The sequence below is a fragment of the Streptomyces sp. NPDC049837 genome (assembly GCF_040674455.1).
In the GTDB taxonomy this organism is placed as follows: domain Bacteria; phylum Actinomycetota; class Actinomycetes; order Streptomycetales; family Streptomycetaceae; genus Streptomyces.
In genome coordinates this window covers 22770-37552 of the sequence record NZ_JBFAMP010000014.1, presented here as the reverse complement: position 1 = coordinate 37552, position 14783 = coordinate 22770, and the positions used below count along the sequence as shown (strand labels likewise).

At 72.1% G+C, this 14783-nt stretch carries 14 protein-coding genes; 3 read left to right on the top strand and 11 right to left on the bottom strand.

Annotated features, from left to right (window positions below; translation table 11 throughout):
- Positions 1 to 74 precede the first annotated feature (74 nt).
- Genes AB0J57_RS30080 through AB0J57_RS30070 form a run of 3 tightly spaced genes read left to right on the top strand, consistent with a single transcriptional unit; the run spans position 75 to position 1609 of the window.
- Complete coding sequence (locus AB0J57_RS30080) at positions 75 to 410, top strand: DUF952 domain-containing protein (RefSeq protein WP_366131502.1); 336 nt, start codon at positions 75 to 77, stop codon at positions 408 to 410.
- Positions 411 to 462: 52 nt separating this feature from the next.
- On the top strand, positions 463 to 906 hold the full coding sequence (locus AB0J57_RS30075) for a Rieske (2Fe-2S) protein (RefSeq protein WP_366131501.1): 444 nt from the start codon (positions 463 to 465) through the stop codon (positions 904 to 906).
- Positions 907 to 916: 10 nt separating this feature from the next.
- Positions 917 to 1609: a nucleotidyltransferase domain-containing protein gene (locus AB0J57_RS30070; RefSeq protein ID WP_366131500.1), complete on the top strand. Its 693-nt coding sequence runs from the start codon at positions 917 to 919 to the stop codon at positions 1607 to 1609.
- A 13-nt stretch (positions 1610 to 1622) separates the two neighbouring features.
- Here AB0J57_RS30070 and AB0J57_RS30065 read toward each other — a convergent pair whose 3' ends face one another.
- The 11 genes from AB0J57_RS30065 to AB0J57_RS30015 all read right to left on the bottom strand — a co-directional run bounded on the left by AB0J57_RS30065 (position 1623) and on the right by AB0J57_RS30015 (position 14276).
- Positions 1623 to 2651: an ADP-ribosylglycohydrolase family protein gene (locus tag AB0J57_RS30065; protein WP_366131499.1), complete on the bottom strand. Its 1029-nt coding sequence runs from the start codon at positions 2649 to 2651 to the stop codon at positions 1623 to 1625.
- Positions 2648 to 3391 carry an NUDIX domain-containing protein gene (locus AB0J57_RS30060; RefSeq protein ID WP_366131498.1) on the bottom strand — a complete coding sequence of 248 codons (744 nt, stop codon included), beginning with the start codon at positions 3389 to 3391 and terminating at the stop codon, positions 2648 to 2650. Before AB0J57_RS30060 ends, AB0J57_RS30065 begins: the two co-directional genes overlap by 4 nt.
- Positions 3392 to 3600: 209 nt before the next feature.
- Positions 3601 to 4719 carry a pseudouridine synthase gene (locus tag AB0J57_RS30055; protein ID WP_366131497.1) on the bottom strand — a complete coding sequence of 373 codons (1119 nt, stop codon included), beginning with the start codon at positions 4717 to 4719 and terminating at the stop codon, positions 3601 to 3603.
- A complete protein-coding gene (gene scpB / locus AB0J57_RS30050) occupies positions 4719 to 5300 on the bottom strand; it encodes an SMC-Scp complex subunit ScpB (RefSeq protein ID WP_366131496.1) in 582 nt (193 codons plus the stop codon). The genes AB0J57_RS30055 and scpB overlap by 1 nt, the downstream gene beginning before the upstream one ends.
- A complete protein-coding gene (locus AB0J57_RS30045; protein ID WP_366131495.1) occupies positions 5300 to 6361 on the bottom strand; it encodes a ScpA family protein in 1062 nt (353 codons plus the stop codon). Before AB0J57_RS30045 ends, scpB begins: the two co-directional genes overlap by 1 nt.
- 50 nt (positions 6362 to 6411) lie before the next feature.
- Positions 6412 to 6945 (bottom strand): hypothetical protein, encoded by a 534-nt coding sequence (locus AB0J57_RS30040; protein ID WP_366131666.1) that lies wholly within the window; start codon positions 6943 to 6945, stop codon positions 6412 to 6414.
- Positions 6942 to 8084: a ParA family protein gene (locus AB0J57_RS30035; RefSeq protein WP_126886469.1), complete on the bottom strand. Its 1143-nt coding sequence runs from the start codon at positions 8082 to 8084 to the stop codon at positions 6942 to 6944. The genes AB0J57_RS30040 and AB0J57_RS30035 overlap by 4 nt, the downstream gene beginning before the upstream one ends.
- Before the next feature lie 338 nt (positions 8085 to 8422).
- Positions 8423 to 9538: an alanine dehydrogenase gene (gene ald / locus AB0J57_RS30030; RefSeq protein WP_366131665.1), complete on the bottom strand. Its 1116-nt coding sequence runs from the start codon at positions 9536 to 9538 to the stop codon at positions 8423 to 8425.
- 142 nt (positions 9539 to 9680) lie between these two features.
- On the bottom strand, positions 9681 to 11738 hold the full coding sequence (locus tag AB0J57_RS30025; RefSeq protein ID WP_366131494.1) for a tetratricopeptide repeat protein: 2058 nt from the start codon (positions 11736 to 11738) through the stop codon (positions 9681 to 9683).
- Between the two features lie 152 nt (positions 11739 to 11890).
- Entirely contained in the window at positions 11891 to 12517 is a 627-nt protein-coding gene (locus AB0J57_RS30020; RefSeq protein ID WP_366131493.1) for an NUDIX hydrolase, read from the bottom strand.
- Positions 12518 to 12611: 94 nt separating this feature from the next.
- Positions 12612 to 14276: a CTP synthase gene (locus AB0J57_RS30015; protein ID WP_366131492.1), complete on the bottom strand. Its 1665-nt coding sequence runs from the start codon at positions 14274 to 14276 to the stop codon at positions 12612 to 12614.
- Positions 14277 to 14783 lie beyond the last annotated feature (507 nt).

The following is a 14783-nucleotide window of genomic DNA, read 5'->3' as shown; positions in this document are numbered from 1 at the left end:
CGCGCGTGTGCTGTCGTTCAGCCTAGTCAGCCGGGGCGGACGCGCCGGATGTGTCCGGCATGCAGACTGTCGGCATGCTGTTTCATGTCGTACCGGAGCCCGAATGGACGGCCGGCCCCGAGGCCCCGTACCGCCCCGCCTCCCTCGCCTCCGAGGGTTTCGTGCACTGCTCGCCCGACGAGGACACGGCGCTGGCCATCGTCGACGCCCACTACCGGGACGTCCCGGGTCCGCTGCTCCTGCTGCTCCTCGACGAGGCGCTGCTGACCGCCGAGGTCCGCTGGGAGGGCTCGGGCGACCGGCGCTTCCCGCATGTGTACGGTCCGCTCGACCGCGCCGCCGTCGTGGGCGTACGGGAGATCCGCCGTGATGCGGCCGGCCGCGTCACGGGGCTCGCTCCCCGGGCGTAACCGTCAGCGCGGTTGCTTCGTCCGGGGGGCGCAGGGGGCCAGGATGCGGCCCATGAGTCCAGCACCCACCCCCCGCCGTACCGTCCTCGCCGCCGCCGCCTCCGCGACCGCCGCGCTGGTCACGGGCTGCGGCGACGACGGCCCCACGTCGCCCGCGTCGCCCGCGTCCCCTGCGCCGCCCACGTCCACGCCCACGCCGCAGCCGCCGGACGGCGAGCTGGCCCGCACCGCCGACATCCCGGCCGGCGGCGGCACGATCTTCAAGGAGCGCAAGGTCGTGGTGACCCAGCCGCGGGAGGGCGAGTTCAAGGCGTTCTCCGCGGTCTGCACCCACCAGGCGTGCATCGTCGCCACGGTGGAGAACGGCACGATCAACTGCGTCTGCCACGGCAGCCGGTTCCGCATCGCCGACGGCTCGGTCGCCCGCGGCCCCGCCACCCGGCCGCTGCCCGCCGAGCAGATCACCGTCACGGGGGACAGCATCCGTCTGACGTAGGGTCTGGCGCATGCCGACCCCCGACGAACTGGTGCGCGACCACACGATCTACTCCTGCGTCATGGGGTCGCGCGCCTTCGGGCTGGCCACGGACGACAGCGACACCGACCGCCGCGGTGTGTTCCTGGCCCCCACCCCGCTCCAGTGGCGGTTCGACAAGCCGCCCACACACATAGAGGGCCCCGCGGAGGAACAGTTCAGTTGGGAGCTGGAGCGCTTCTGCGAGCTGGCCCTGCGCGCCAACCCCAACATCCTGGAGTGCCTGCACTCACCGCTCGTCGAGCACGTCGACGACACCGGCCGCGAACTGCTGCCGCTGCGCGGCGCGTTCCTGTCCCGCCAGGCGCACCAGACCTTCGTCCGGTACGCGACCGGCCAGCGCAAGAAGCTCGACGCGGACGTCCGCCAGTACGGCGCGCCCCGCTGGAAGCACGCCATGCACCTGCTGCGCCTGCTGGCGACCTGCCGTGACCTGCTGCGCACCGGCGAGCTGGTGATCGACGTGGGCGACGCGCGCGAGCGGCTGCTGGCCGTCAAGCGCGGTGAGGTGTCCTGGCAGGAGGTCGAGTCGTGGATGACCCGCCTCGCCACCGAGGCGGACGAGGCGGCCGTGCGGTCCCCGCTCCCACCCGAACCGGACCGCCGGGCCGTCGAGGACTTCCTGTTCCGCACCCGGCGGGCGTCGGCGCTGCGGGCCGGGTAGCCGGCCGGCGGGATCAGGCGTCCCAGAGCGCCCCCAGCGTCAGCAGTTCGCTGCCGTACTCGATCCGGTCCGCCCACTCCTTCGGCCACGCCCCGGCGCCGAGGTGGGCACCCGCGAAGGCGCCGGTCAGGCAGGCGATGGAGTCGGAGTCGCCCTTGGTGCAGGCGGCACGGCGCAGGGCGGTGAGGGGGTCCTCCGGGAAGAGCAGGAAGCAGAAGAGGGCGGTCGTCAGGGCCTCTTCGGCGATCCAGCCCTCGCCCGTCAGCAGACACGGATCGGTCTCCGGGTCGGCCGTGCGCAGCGCGGCGTCCAGTGTGGTCAGCGCGTCGGCGCACTCGTCCCAGCCGCGCTCGATGAAGGCCTGCGGCGTGGCGTCGTGGGAGTACGTCCACAGGTCGCCGAGCCACTGCTGGTGGTAGCGGGAGCGGTTCTCGTACGCGTACGAGCGGAGCTGCCCGACCAGGCCCATCGGCTCGGCGCCCTGCGAGAGCAGGTACACCGCCCGGGCGGTGAGGTCGGAGGCGGCCAGCGCGGTGGGGTGGCCGTGCGTGAGGGCGGCCTGGAGCTGGGCGGCGCCGGCGCGCTGTTCCTGGCTGAGTCCCGGTACGAGCCCGATGGGCGCGACCCGCATGTTGGCGCCGCAGCCCTTGGAGCCGATCTGGCTGGCCTCCTGCCAGGGCCGGTCGCCGCCGGTGTCGAGCTTCCGGCAGGCGACCAGGCAGGTGCGGCCGGGCGCCCGGTTGTTCTCGGGCGAGTGGTACCAGTCGACGAACTCCTCGCGCAGCGGCCGGACCAGCCGCAGCGGGGCGAGCGGGCCCCGGCCGAGCGCGGTCCGGACGGCACGGGCCACCGCGAGGGTCATCTGGGTGTCGTCGGTGACGATCGCGGGCTTCGGCAGGGCCATCCCGCGCCACGGCCCGAACTTGGCGAGGATGGCGGGGACGTCGTTGAACTCGGTCGGGAAGCCCAGCGCGTCGCCGAGCGCGAGCCCGATGAGCGAGCCGGTGGCCGCCTGCTTGGTGATGGTCCTGGACGTGATCATTCCTGCCGTCCTTCCGGTCGCAGCAGTGGCGGGTGCAGGGCCGTGGCCTCTCCCGCCCGGTACAGAGCGGCCGGTTTCCCCCGTCCGCCGGTGAGGCGCGGCGGCCCTTCCACGGCCTGGACGAATCCGGGTGTGGTGAGGACCTTGCGCCGGAAGTTGGGGCGGTCGAGCTCGACGCCCCACACCGTCTCGTACACCTGCCGCAGCTCGCCGAGGGTGAACTCGGGCGGGCAGAAGGCGGTGGCGAGGCAGGTGTACTCGAGCTTGGCGCCCACGCGCTCGTGCGCGTCGGCGAGGATCGTGTCGTGGTCGAAGGCGAGGGGCCCGTACGAGCCGTACGGCAGCCACTGCGCGTGCGCCGCGTCCCCGCCGCCCCTGGGCTCCGGCAGGTCCGGTACGAGGGCGGTGTACGCGACGGAGACGACCCGCATCCTGGGGTCGCGGTCCGGGTCGCTGTAGGTGCGGAGCTGTTCCAGGTGGAGGCGGGCGGCGGTGGCGTCGGACAGGCCGGTCTCCTCGGCGAGCTCGCGGCGGGCGGCCTGGCCGGCGGACTCGCGGGGCAGCACGAACCCGCCGGGCAGGGCCCAGCAGCCCTTGTAGGGCTCCTGTCCGCGCTGGACGAGCAGGACCTGGAGCGCGTCCTCGCGGACGGTGAAGACGGCCAGGTCGACGGTGACGGCGAACGGCTCGAAGGCGTACGGGTCGTAGCCGTCCGGGCGCGGCTCGCGGCGCTCGCTCATACCCGCATCACCCCCACCGCGCAGGCGTAGGGGCCTGAGCCACCCCCGTGGGTCCAGGTCCGCCCGCCGTACGCGGCAAGGGTGATGGGGAGTCGCAACGCCGCCTCCTTAAGAGTCACCTTGACTATAAAGGTGCCCGAGGGCACCCCACAAGCGCGAAAGCCCGCGGCCTTTCCGCAGGCCACGGGCTTTCTTACCGGTATGGGCTGTTACAGCCCGACTTCCTTCATCAGCATGCCGACCTCGGTGTTCGTCAGGCGGCGCAGCCAGCCCGACTTCTGGTCACCGAGCTGGATCGGACCGAAGGCGGTCCGTACGAGCTTCTCGACCGGGAAGCCCGCCTCGGCGAGCATGCGGCGCACGATGTGCTTGCGGCCCTCGTGGAGCTGCACCTCGACCAGGTAGTTCTTGCCGGTCTGCTCGACCACCCGGAAGTGGTCGGCGCGGGCGTAGCCGTCCTCGAGCTGGATGCCCTCCTTGAGCCGCTTGCCCACCTCGCGCGGCAGCGGGCCGGTGATGGCGGCCAGGTAGGTCTTCTTCACGCCGTACTTCGGGTGCGTGAGGCGGTGGGCCAGCTCACCGTGGTTGGTGAGCAGGATGATGCCCTCGGTCTCCGTGTCGAGCCGTCCGACGTGGAAGAGCCGCGTCTCACGGTTGGTGACGTAGTCGCCGAGGCACTGGCGGCCGTCCGGGTCCTCCATGGTCGAGACGACACCGGCGGGCTTGTTCAGCGCGAAGAAGAGGTACGACTGGGTCGCCACGGTCAGCCCGTCGACCTTGATCTCGTCCTTCTCCGGGTCGACGCGCGTGCCCTGCTCGATGACGATCTTGCCGTTGACCTCGACCCGGCCGGCGTCGATCAGCTCCTCACAGGCACGCCGGGAGCCCATGCCGGCGCGGGCGAGCACCTTCTGGAGCCGCTCGCCCTCCTGGTCCCCGAACGTCTTGGGGGTCTTGATCTGGGGCTTGTTCGCGTACCGCTCGCGGTTGCGCTCCTCGATCCGGGCGTCCAGCTCACGCGGGCGCGCCGGGGTCGTGCGGCCGCCACCGCGCTGGGGGGACTGCTTGGGTCCGCCCTTGGCGCCGCCGCGGGCCGCGGCGCCGCGTCCGCGCTTCGGGGCCTCGGACGGGCCGCCCACGTCGTAGCTGCGCTCCTCGGGGCGGGGGCGGCGCGGGTTGCTCCCGCGCTTGGGGCCCTGCCGGTCGTCGCGGCTGTTACCGGCACCCCGGTAATTGCCACGGCCGCCGCTGCTGCCGCGGCCGCCGCTGTTGCCACCACGGCTCCCGCCGTTGTTTCCGCTGCTGTTCCTGCCGCTGCTGCTTCGCATCAAAGTTCCGTCTTGTCGTCGTCTGGATCGAACGACGGGAGCCCTTCCTGCGTCTCTGCCTCGATCGCGTCCGCCTCGGGGAGGAAGGGCGCGAGCTCGGGGAGCTCGTCCAGGCCGCGAAGGCCCATCCGCTCCAGGAAGTAGTTCGTCGTCCTGTACAGGATCGCACCTGTTTCGCGTTCCGTGCCCGCCTCCTCGACCAGACCCCGCTGGAGGAGGGTGCGCATGACCCCGTCGCAGTTGACTCCGCGTACCGCCGAGACCCTCGACCGGCTCACCGGCTGGCGGTACGCGACGACCGCGAGGGTCTCCAGGGCGGCCTGGGTGAGCCGGGCCTGCTGCCCGTCGAGGACGAAGCTCTCCACGGCCTCCGCGTACTCGGGGCGCGTGTAGAACCGCCACCCCCCGGCGACCAGCCGCAGCTCGAAGCCGCGCCGCTGTACGTCGTACTCGTCGGCCAGCTCGCGCAGCGCGTCGGCGACCTCCCGGCGGGGGCGGTCCAGCACCTTGGCGAGGTGCTCCTCGGTGGCGGGCTCGTCGACGACCATGAGGACGGCCTCCAGGGCCGGCTTCAGCTCCATCACGTCTCCTCCTGGCCGCTCTCGCGGTCGAACTCGTCCGTCACGGCGACGCCGTCCGTACCCGTCCACCGCACGACGAGCTCCCCCAGCGCTTCGTCCTGGTCCAGGGCGACGGCCTTCTCCCGGTACAGCTCCAGCAGCGCCAGGAAGCGGGCCACCACGGTGAGGGTGTCCGGGGCGTCCTGGGCCAGCTCCCGGAAGCTCACCTCGCGCCGCTCCCGCAGCCGGGCGATCACCACCTCGGCCTGCTCACGGACGCTGACCAGCGGGGCGTGGATGTGGTCGACGTACACCTGCGGCTTGGCCCTGGGCTGCATGGCCTTGACGGCCAGTTTGGCGAACCCCTCGGCGCCGATGCTGATGACGACGTCCGGCAGCAGCTCGGCGTGGTGCGGTTCGAGCCCCACCGTACGCGGGTACCGCCGCCCCTCACTGTCGAGCCGGTCGCTGAAGATCTCGGCGACCTGCTTGTACGCGCGGTACTGGAGCAGCCGTGCGAACAGCAGGTCCCGCGCCTCCAGCAGCGCGAGGTCCTCCTCGTCCTCCACCTCGGCGGCGGGCAGCAGCCGGGCGGCCTTGAGGTCGAGCAGCGTGGCGGCCACGACCAGGAACTCCGTGGTCTGGTCGAGGTCCCAGTCGGGCCCCATGGCCCGGATGTGCGCCATGAACTCGTCGGTGACCCTGGACAGGGCGACCTCGGTGACGTCCAGCTTGTGCTTTGAGATGAGCTGGAGCAGCAGGTCGAAGGGCCCCTCGAAGTTCGCCAGCCGCACGGTGAACCGCCCGTCCGTGACATCCGGAACGGGTCCCGGGACCGGCTCGGAGGCGACCGGGGCGTCCGGAACGGGTTCTGGGGCGACCGCGGCGTCCGGAACGGGTTCCGGGGCCTCCGGGGCGGGCTCGGGGGCTTCCTGAACCGGCTCGGGGGCGCCGGCCGGTTCGGGCGGAGCCGGCAGGGGCGGCGGTTCGGGCGCCCGGGAGCCGGGGGCCTCCGGCCGTGCGGCCCCCGGGCCGCGGCCCAGGGCGCGGCGGCGGGGGGTGGGAGCGTCGGTCGGGGGCATCCTGGTCCAGGGGCGAAGCGAAAACGGGCGGCGGCCCGCGCAGGCTACCGTCAGCGCCCGCGCAGGCGCCGCACGAGGATGCTCGCGTCGCCGCGCGACTCCAGGTCGGCCAGCACCACGGCGACCGCCTCGCGGACGATGCGCCCGCGGTCGACGGCGAGGCCGTGCTCGCCGCGCAGGACCAGGCGGGCGTGCTCCAGGTCCATGAGTTCCTCGGCGGAGACGTACACGGTGATCTTCTCGTCGTGCCGTTCGCGTCCGCTGGGCCGCCGGTTCGCCGCGCGTCCCCGGCGGCGGGCCGGCGCCGGGGCGGCCGCCTTCGCGGGCGGCGAGGCCGGCGAGGCCTGCGCGGCGGGCGCGGGCGCCGGGTCCTCCGCCGCCCGGCTGCGGGGCTCCGCCGCGTCCGCCTCGGCGGCCGAGTGCTCCTCCGGAGCGGAGGCGGGGGCGGGGGCCGCCGCCGAGGTGTCGCTCTCGCCGGCCGGCGCCGGCACCCGCGGCTCGCCGTTCTGGCGGCGCGGGGTGGACGACTGAAGCGCCATGCCCCCTGTCGTACGGAACAACTCGTCGGCACCGGGCAGACTCACTCGGCGTGACACCGGGCGAGCACCTCCCTGGCGAGCTGGCGGTAGGCGGCCGCACCGACCGAGTTCGAGGCGTACGTGGTGATCGGCTCACCCGCGACCGTGGTCTCCGGGAAGCGCACGGTCCGGCCGATCACCGTGTGGTACACGTGGTCGTCGAAGGCCTCGACGACGCGCGCGAGCACCTCGCGGCTGTGCACCGTGCGGGAGTCGTACATCGTGGCGAGGATGCCGTCGAGCTCCAGCTCCGGGTTGAGCCGCTCCTGGACCTTCTCGATGGTCTCGGTCAGCAGCGCGACGCCACGCAGCGCGAAGAACTCGCACTCCAGCGGCACTATCACCTTGTGAGCGGCCGTCAGCGCGTTGACGGTCAGCAGACCGAGCGAGGGCTGACAGTCGATCACGATGTAGTCGTAGTCGTTCAGCAGGGGCTTCAACGCCCGCTGCAGCGTGGACTCTCGCGCGACCTCGCTCACCAACTGCACTTCAGCGGCTGACAAATCGATATTGCTGGGCAGCAGGTCCATGTTGGGCACGGCGGTCTTCAGCAGGACCTCGTCCGCCGACATGCCCCGCTCCATGAGCAGGTTGTAGACGGTGAGGTCGAGCTCCATCGGGTTCACACCGAGACCGACCGACAGGGCTCCCTGCGGGTCGAAGTCGACGAGCAGGACCCGCCGTCCGTACTCCGCGAGCGCGGCGCCCAGGTTGATGGTCGACGTCGTCTTGCCCACGCCGCCCTTCTGGTTGCACATCGCGATGATCTTCGCGGGACCGTGGTCGGTCAGCGGTCCGGGGATCGGGAAGTACGGCAGGGGCCGTCCGGTGGGGCCGATCCGCTCGCGGCGCTGGCGGGCAGCGTCGGGGGCGAGGGTGGCCGCGTACTCGGGGTCGGGCTCGTACTCGGCGTCAGGGTCGTAGAAGTGCCCCTCGGGGACTTCGTCGTAGGCGGCGAAGTGGGTGGACTCTCGGCCACTCTCGTTGCCGGCCATGGCGTTCACGTGTTGGCCGTCCATCATCTTCATCGTGTGGGCTGTCGTCATGTGCTGCTGGCCGGCCGCGAAGGTTCGGACAGCGACCGAGCCGGCATCGCCGACCGTTCCTGGCTGACCACCTCCGGGAGTAAATGTCGACTCATTCACAAGTCGTCTTACCTCCTTGGAAGTGGCCAGGAAACTTATCGATAGGTCAGCGTGGCACCATGCCGACGGTTGGCGACTCTATGGCGTGTCACCGCTCCGCAGCAACACAATCGCCCGGACGCGGGCCGATGTGTCGGCAAAGAAACACTCCCCTGTCAAGGGCGCACGGCCACGCATCGACACGTTTCGCGGGTGTGCGAAACGGTTAAAGGGTTACGTTCGAGACGACTTGAGCGTCGGTCAGGAGGCCGCCGGACACACGTCCGGCCGGACCTCGTCGAGCAAGGTCCGGCCGGATGTGTGAGGTTGACGGCAACCGTTGACGGTCAGCCGGCGGGTCAGCCGATGAGCGAGCTCAGCTCGACGTGCTCCAGGCCGTGGGCCTCGGCGACCTCCCGGTAGACGACCTTGCCGTCATGGGTGTTGAGGCCCTTGGCCAGCGCCGGGTCGCGGCGCAGCGCCTCGGCCCAGCCGTTGTTGGCCAGCGAGACGATGTACGGCAGCGTGGCGTTGGTCAGCGCGTACGTGGAGGTGTTCGGCACCGCGCCCGGCATGTTGGCGACGCAGTAGAAGACCGAGTTGTGGACGGTGAACGTCGGCTCGGCGTGCGTGGTCGGACGGGAGTCCTCGAAGCAGCCGCCCTGGTCGATCGCGATGTCGACAAGGACACTTCCGGGCTTCATCTTGGCGACGAGCTCGTTGGTGACCAGCTTCGGGGCCTTGGCACCCGGGATGAGGACGGCGCCGATGACGAGGTCGGCCTCGGTGACGGCCTTCTCCAGCTCGAAGGCGTTGGAGACGACGGTCTTGACCTTCGTGCCGAAGATCTTGTCGGCCTCGCGCAGCTTGTTGATGTCACGGTCGAGCAGGGTCACGTGGAAGCCCATGCCGACGGCGATCTGGGTGGCGTTCCAACCGGAGACGCCACCGCCGATGACGACGGCCTCGCCGGCGTGGGTGCCCGGGACACCGCCCGGCAGGACGCCACGGCCGCCGGCCGAGCGCATCAGGTGGTAGGCGCCGACCTGCGGGGCCAGCCGGCCCGCGACCTCGGACATCGGGGCGAGCAGCGGCAGGGCGCGGTTGGCGGTCTCGACCGTCTCGTACGCGATGGCCGTGGTGCCGGACTCGATCAGGGCGTCCGTGCACTCACGGGAGGCGGCGAGGTGCAGGTAGGTGAAGAGGGTCTGGTCCTTGCGGAGGCGGTGGTACTCCTCCGCGATCGGCTCCTTGACCTTCAGCAGCAGGTCCGCGGTGGCCCACACCTCGTCGGCGGTCGACAGGATCCGCGCGCCGGCGGCGACGAACTCGTCGTCCGTGATCGAGGAGCCGACACCGGCGTTCTGCTCGATGAAGACCTGGTGACCGTTGCGCACGAGCTCGTGCACACCGGCGGGGGTGATGGCCACCCGGAACTCGTTGTTCTTGACCTCGCGGGGGATGCCGACCTTCACGTCGATCACGGTCCTTGGCTTTGGGGGTACGGGGGCAATGCAATACATACCCGGATGCACAGGACGCACCGGGATACACCGCGGTCAATCGCGGCTCACCCAGTCTATTGAAGGGTCTCCCGTTGTCTAGCCTTGCAAAGCCCTAATCTTTGGCTGAAGCACTGCGGATTTCGTAGGCAGTCCCACCGGCGGAGTCCTCCGTTCCCAACAGTCGATCAGCCGCCGCCCGGTGCAGCCGGGCCGCGGCGGGATCGCCGAGCCGGTCGAGCGTGTCCGCGAGCCGGAGCTGGAGCGCCGCGAGAAGCCGCACGTCCTTGGCCCGGCGCGCCCACTCCACGGCCTCCTCGCAGGTGCGCAGGCAGTCCTGCGGCCGGCCGGCGTACTCCTGGACCCGGGCCGCCTCGCTCAACGCCCGGGCGTGGCCCGCGAGATCACCGAGTCGGCGATATCCGGCCGCGGCCGCCCGCCAGTTCCTCAGCGCCTCGCCGTACCGGCCCTCGTAGGTGTGTACGGCACCGAGCCTGCCGTACAGCCGCGCCTGGTCCGCCCGCTCGTCGCGGGCCAGGCGCTGGGAGAGCGCCCGCCCGTACCAGTCGGCGGCCCGCTGCCAGTCCCCCAGCTCCTGGTACGCGCCGCCTACGGATTCCATCGCGCGGCTGATCGCGTACGGGTCACTGGCGAGCCTTCCGGCGTCCAGGGCGGCCCGGTAGCGGGCCAGCGCGTCGGTGGTGCGGCCGGTGCGGGCGTCCAGGTCGGCGAGGTTCAGCAGGGCGGCGGCCCGCTCGCGGTGCAGACCGCGGCGCTCGGCGACGTCCAGCACGAGCTGGTGCAGCCCGTACAGCTCGGGCGCGGCCTCCTCGGTGCCCCGGTGCGCGGCGAGCGCCCGGACGAGGGCGGCGACCAGGCGGCGGGCCAGGGTGTCGAGCTCCCCGTCGGCGACGGCGACCCGGGCGGCGGCCAGCAGCGCGGGCTGCCGGGTGCGCAGCCAGTCGGCGGCGGCCTCGCGGGTCGGGAAGCGCAGCGCCCGGGGCAGCCCGGCGAGCTTGCGCCGGGCGGGCGAGCCCTCCGGCTCGGTGACCGCCCGGCAGGACTGGAGCAGCCGTACGGTCCGCTCCAGCATCCGGGCGCGGGCGAGCTGCACCTCGGCGGGCCGGTCCTCGGTGTCCAGCCGCTCCCGCAGCAGCGGCAGGAGGCAGCCGGGCACCTCGTACTGTTCGGCGTCCGCCTCGTGGAGGAGCCCGAAGGCGGCGAAGCCCTCCAGCATCGACCGGGCGGCCGACACCGAGCAGCCGGCCAGCGCGGAGGCGGTGTGGGCGTCGGCGAGACCGACCGGGGCGAGGGCGAGCAGGCGCAGCATCCGCGCGGCGGGCGCGGGCAGCGCCTCGTAGGCCAGGCGGAAGGCGCGCGCCAGCGGGCGGGAGGCGGCGGGGCGGTCCGGCTCGTCGGGCAGGGAGCGCAGCCGTTTGGTGAGGTCGGCGACGGACGACATGGGGCGGGCGGCGAGCCAGCCGCCTGCCAGCACGAGGGCGGCGGGCTGGCCGCCGCACAGCTCGGTGAGCGTCTCGGCGGCCTGTGGGTCGACGGTGATCCGTACCGAGCCGGTGAAGCTGTCGAGCAGTTCGATGGCGGACTTGGCGTCCAGTCCGCCGACCGTGCAGGGCCGTACGTCGGGGACGCCGGTGAGCGGGCCCCGGGCGACGGCGACGACCAGGCAGTCGGGGTTGTCGGGTAGCAGCGCGTCGACCTGCTCGGCGTTCGCGGCGTCGTCCAGCAGGAGCAGGGCGCGGCGCTCGGCGAAGGTGTCCCGGAGGAGCTGGGTCAGCTCGTCCTCGCCGGCCCCGGCGGGGGCGGGGACGCCGATCCGGTCCAGCAGCCCGCGGGCGACCCGCTCGACGGGCACCGGCTCGCCGCCGGGCTCGGTGAGCCGGGCGCGCAGCACGCCGTCGCGGTAGCCGCGGGCGAGGTCGCCGACCAGTTCCTCGGCGAGCGCGGTGCGCCCGCTGCCGGGCCGTCCGGCGATCAGCAGGACCCGGGCGCGCGGGGAGGGCCGCCCGGCGAGGGTGTCGAGCCCGGCGCGGGCGATGTCGGCCCGCAGCTCCTTGAGCTCGCGCACCCGCCCGAAGAACCGACGGCGCCCGGCCCGCGTACCGGACCGGTCCGCACCGCCCGAGCCGCCGAAGTCCACCGCCTGATCCGTCACGGGCCACGCTCCCGTCCGCCTGCGCACGTGCTGATCCCGCCGGATCCCCGAGCGGGCGATCCGAGCGTAGTTCAGCCTCCGGTACGCACCTCGTGGACCACGACCGCCGAGTCCCTCAATCGGATCAGCCGATCGTCACACCGGCCCGGGGTCTATGCCTCGAACGGGCGGGCCGGCCAGGGGGCTTCCGCCGGACGGAGGGCGTCCAGCCCCTCGCCCGCGCGGGCGGCGAGGACCGACAGCACGCCCACGACCAGGCAGTTGTTGTGCAGCTCGCCCGCCAGGACACCCCGCGCCAGCTCGTCGAGGGGCACGCGGGCGACCTCCATGTCGGCCTCCTCCTCGGCCACCTCGAACCGCTCGCCCTCCGCCGCCGACAGGCCGCGCGCGAGGAAGATCCGTACGGCTTCGTCGCAGCCGCCCGGGGTGGTGTACACGTCCGTGAGGACGTTCCACTTCTCGGCCTTGACGTGCGCCTCCTCGTACAGCTCGCGCACCGCCGCGCTCAGCGGGTTCTCGCCGGGCACGTCCAGCAGTCCGGCCGGGATCTCCCAGAGCTTGTGCCGCACCGGGTGGCGGTACTGGCGCAGCACCAGGACCCGGTCCTCGTCGTCGAGGGCGAGGACCGCGACCGAGCCGGGGTGGACCTGGTAGTCCCGGCGTACGACGGACCCGTCCGGCATGACCACGTCGTCGGCGCGGACACTCGTCTTGTTGCCCCGGAACGGCACCGTCGACGCGGTGACCTGCCACTCCTCGGGCGTGTCCTTGATGGTCATGAAAGACGTCCTCCTCGCACGGACTTCGTACACAGAAAACCGGGGCACGTGCCCGCTGAGGGCGCGTACCCCGGTCAACCGTATCGCTAGCGGGTCACTTGCCCGTCTTGCGTGCGGCCTGCTGCCGTTCGACGGCCGCCTTCACCAGACCCGCGAAGAGGGGGTGCGGGCGGGTCGGGCGCGAGCGCAGCTCCGGGTGCGCCTGGGTGGCGACCAGGTAGGGGTGCACCTCGCGCGGGTACTCCACGTACTCGACGAGCTTGTTGTCCGGGGACGTGCCCGAGAAGACGATGCCCGCCTTCTTCTCCAGCTCGGCGCGGTAGGCGTTGTTCACCTCGTAGCGGTGACGGTGCCGCTCGTCGACGTACGGCTGGTCGCCGTAGACCTCGCGGACGATCGAGCCCTCGGCGAGCTTCGCCGGGTACAGGCCCAGGCGCATCGTTCCGCCCAGGTCGCCCGCGCCCTCGACGTAGGCGAGCTGCTCCTCCATCGTCGAGATGACGGGGTGGGAGGTGGCCGGGTCGAACTCGGTGGAGTTGGCGTCCGTGATGCCCGCCAGGTTCCGCGCGGCCTCGACCACGATGCACTGGAGGCCCAGGCACAGGCCCAGCAGCGGGATCTTGTTCTCGCGGGCGAACTGGATGGCGCCGACCTTGCCGTTGACGCCGCGCTCGCCGAAGCCGCCGGGGATGACGATCGCGTCGACGTCGCCGAGCTGCTTGGCGGCGCCCGCCTGGGTCTTGCAGTCGTCGGAGGTGACCCACTTGACCTTGACGCGGGCCTTGTTGGCGAAACCGCCGGCGCGCATCGCCTCGGTCACCGACAGGTAGGCGTCGGGCAGGTCGATGTACTTGCCGACCAGCGCGACCGTGACCTCGTGGTCGGGGTTGTGCACGCGGTCCAGCAGGTCGTCCCACGTCGTCCAGTCGACGTCGCGGAACGGCAGGTCCAGCTTGCGCACCACGTACGCGTCCAGACCCTCGGTGTGCAGCACCTTCGGGATGTCGTAGATCGACTTGGCGTCGATGGCCGCGACCACGGCCGCCTCGTCGACGTCGCACATCAGCGAGATCTTGCGCTTGATCGCGGTCGGTACGTCACGGTCGGCGCGCAGCACGATCGCGTCCGGCTGGATACCGATGTTGCGCAGCGCGGCCACGGAGTGCTGGGTCGGCTTGGTCTTCAGCTCGCCGGACGGGCCGATGTAGGGCAGCAGCGAGATGTGCACGACGAAGACGTTGTCGCGGCCGACCTCGTGGCGGACCTGACGGACGGTCTCCAGGAACGGCAGCGACTCGATGTCGCCGACCGTGCCGCCGACCTCCGTGATCACGACGTCCACGTCGTCCGTCGCCATGCGCCGGATGCGGTGCTTGATCTCGTTGGTGATGTGCGGGATGACCTGGACGGTGTCGCCGAGGTACTCGCCGCGCCGCTCCTTGGCGATGACCTGGCTGTAGACCTGGCCGGTGGTGACGTTGGCCGAGCCGTCGAGGTCGACGTCGAGGAACCGCTCGTAGTGGCCGATGTCCAGGTCGGTCTCGGCGCCGTCGTTGGTGACGAACACCTCGCCGTGCTGGAACGGGTTCATCGTGCCCGGGTCGACGTTGAGGTACGGGTCGAGCTTCTGCATCGTGACCCGAAGGCCCCGCGCCTTGAGGAGCGCACCCAGGCTGGAGGCGGTCAGGCCCTTGCCGAGGGAGGACGCGACACCCCCGGTGACGAAGATGTGCTTGGTCGTCGTGGATTTGGGCGGCATGGCCAAGAGGGGGCTCCCGTGGTCGCGGTCTGGAGGTGCGTACCGGCGTCCGGTCCGGAGGATTCCGGGGAGTTCCGGGGGTGCCGTCGCTGCGGTTCGGGGGCCGCCGATTCGAGGTGCGGCGCCCACCGGTCCACGGGCTACCAGGGTATCAGCGACCCGGCACCCCCGCTTCCGCCACACGCGCCACGCCGCCCGGCCGGCGCCCGGCGGCGGGCGCGCCCGACCGGTCCCGTCCCTTGCGGCCGGTGCCGGGAGCTCCGGGGACACGCAGCGCACGCGTGCGGATACCCGGTGCGCACGACCGGGGCAGGGGTTTCACGGGGGGAGACCAGGGTCACTCGTTCTGCTCAACAGCTCTACCGGAACGATCACACAGAGGGCCGGAGGGCGTCGTATCCTGCTCGGAAACCCGCTGCCGAGCCAGGCCCCCACAACGGCACCACCCCCGCCCGTCACCGGGCACGTCGTGCTCGTCGGCGGTCCTTGACCTTGACCCCAGAAAGC

Coding starts and splice junctions, on each gene's coding strand:
- AB0J57_RS30080 (WP_366131502.1), top strand. CDS start 75: ATGCTGTTTCATGTCGTACCGGAGCCCGAATGGACGGCCGGCCCCGAG.
- AB0J57_RS30070 (WP_366131500.1), top strand. CDS start 917: ATGCCGACCCCCGACGAACTGGTGCGCGACCACACGATCTACTCCTGC.
- AB0J57_RS30065 (WP_366131499.1), bottom strand. CDS start 2,651: ATGATCACGTCCAGGACCATCACCAAGCAGGCGGCCACCGGCTCGCTC.
- AB0J57_RS30075 (WP_366131501.1), top strand. CDS start 463: ATGAGTCCAGCACCCACCCCCCGCCGTACCGTCCTCGCCGCCGCCGCC.
- scpB (WP_366131496.1), bottom strand. CDS start 5,300: ATGGAGCTGAAGCCGGCCCTGGAGGCCGTCCTCATGGTCGTCGACGAG.
- AB0J57_RS30020 (WP_366131493.1), bottom strand. CDS start 12,517: ATGACCATCAAGGACACGCCCGAGGAGTGGCAGGTCACCGCGTCGACG.
- AB0J57_RS30055 (WP_366131497.1), bottom strand. CDS start 4,719: ATGCGAAGCAGCAGCGGCAGGAACAGCAGCGGAAACAACGGCGGGAGC.
- AB0J57_RS30015 (WP_366131492.1), bottom strand. CDS start 14,276: ATGCCGCCCAAATCCACGACGACCAAGCACATCTTCGTCACCGGGGGT.
- AB0J57_RS30060 (WP_366131498.1), bottom strand. CDS start 3,391: ATGAGCGAGCGCCGCGAGCCGCGCCCGGACGGCTACGACCCGTACGCC.
- AB0J57_RS30045 (WP_366131495.1), bottom strand. CDS start 6,361: ATGCCCCCGACCGACGCTCCCACCCCCCGCCGCCGCGCCCTGGGCCGC.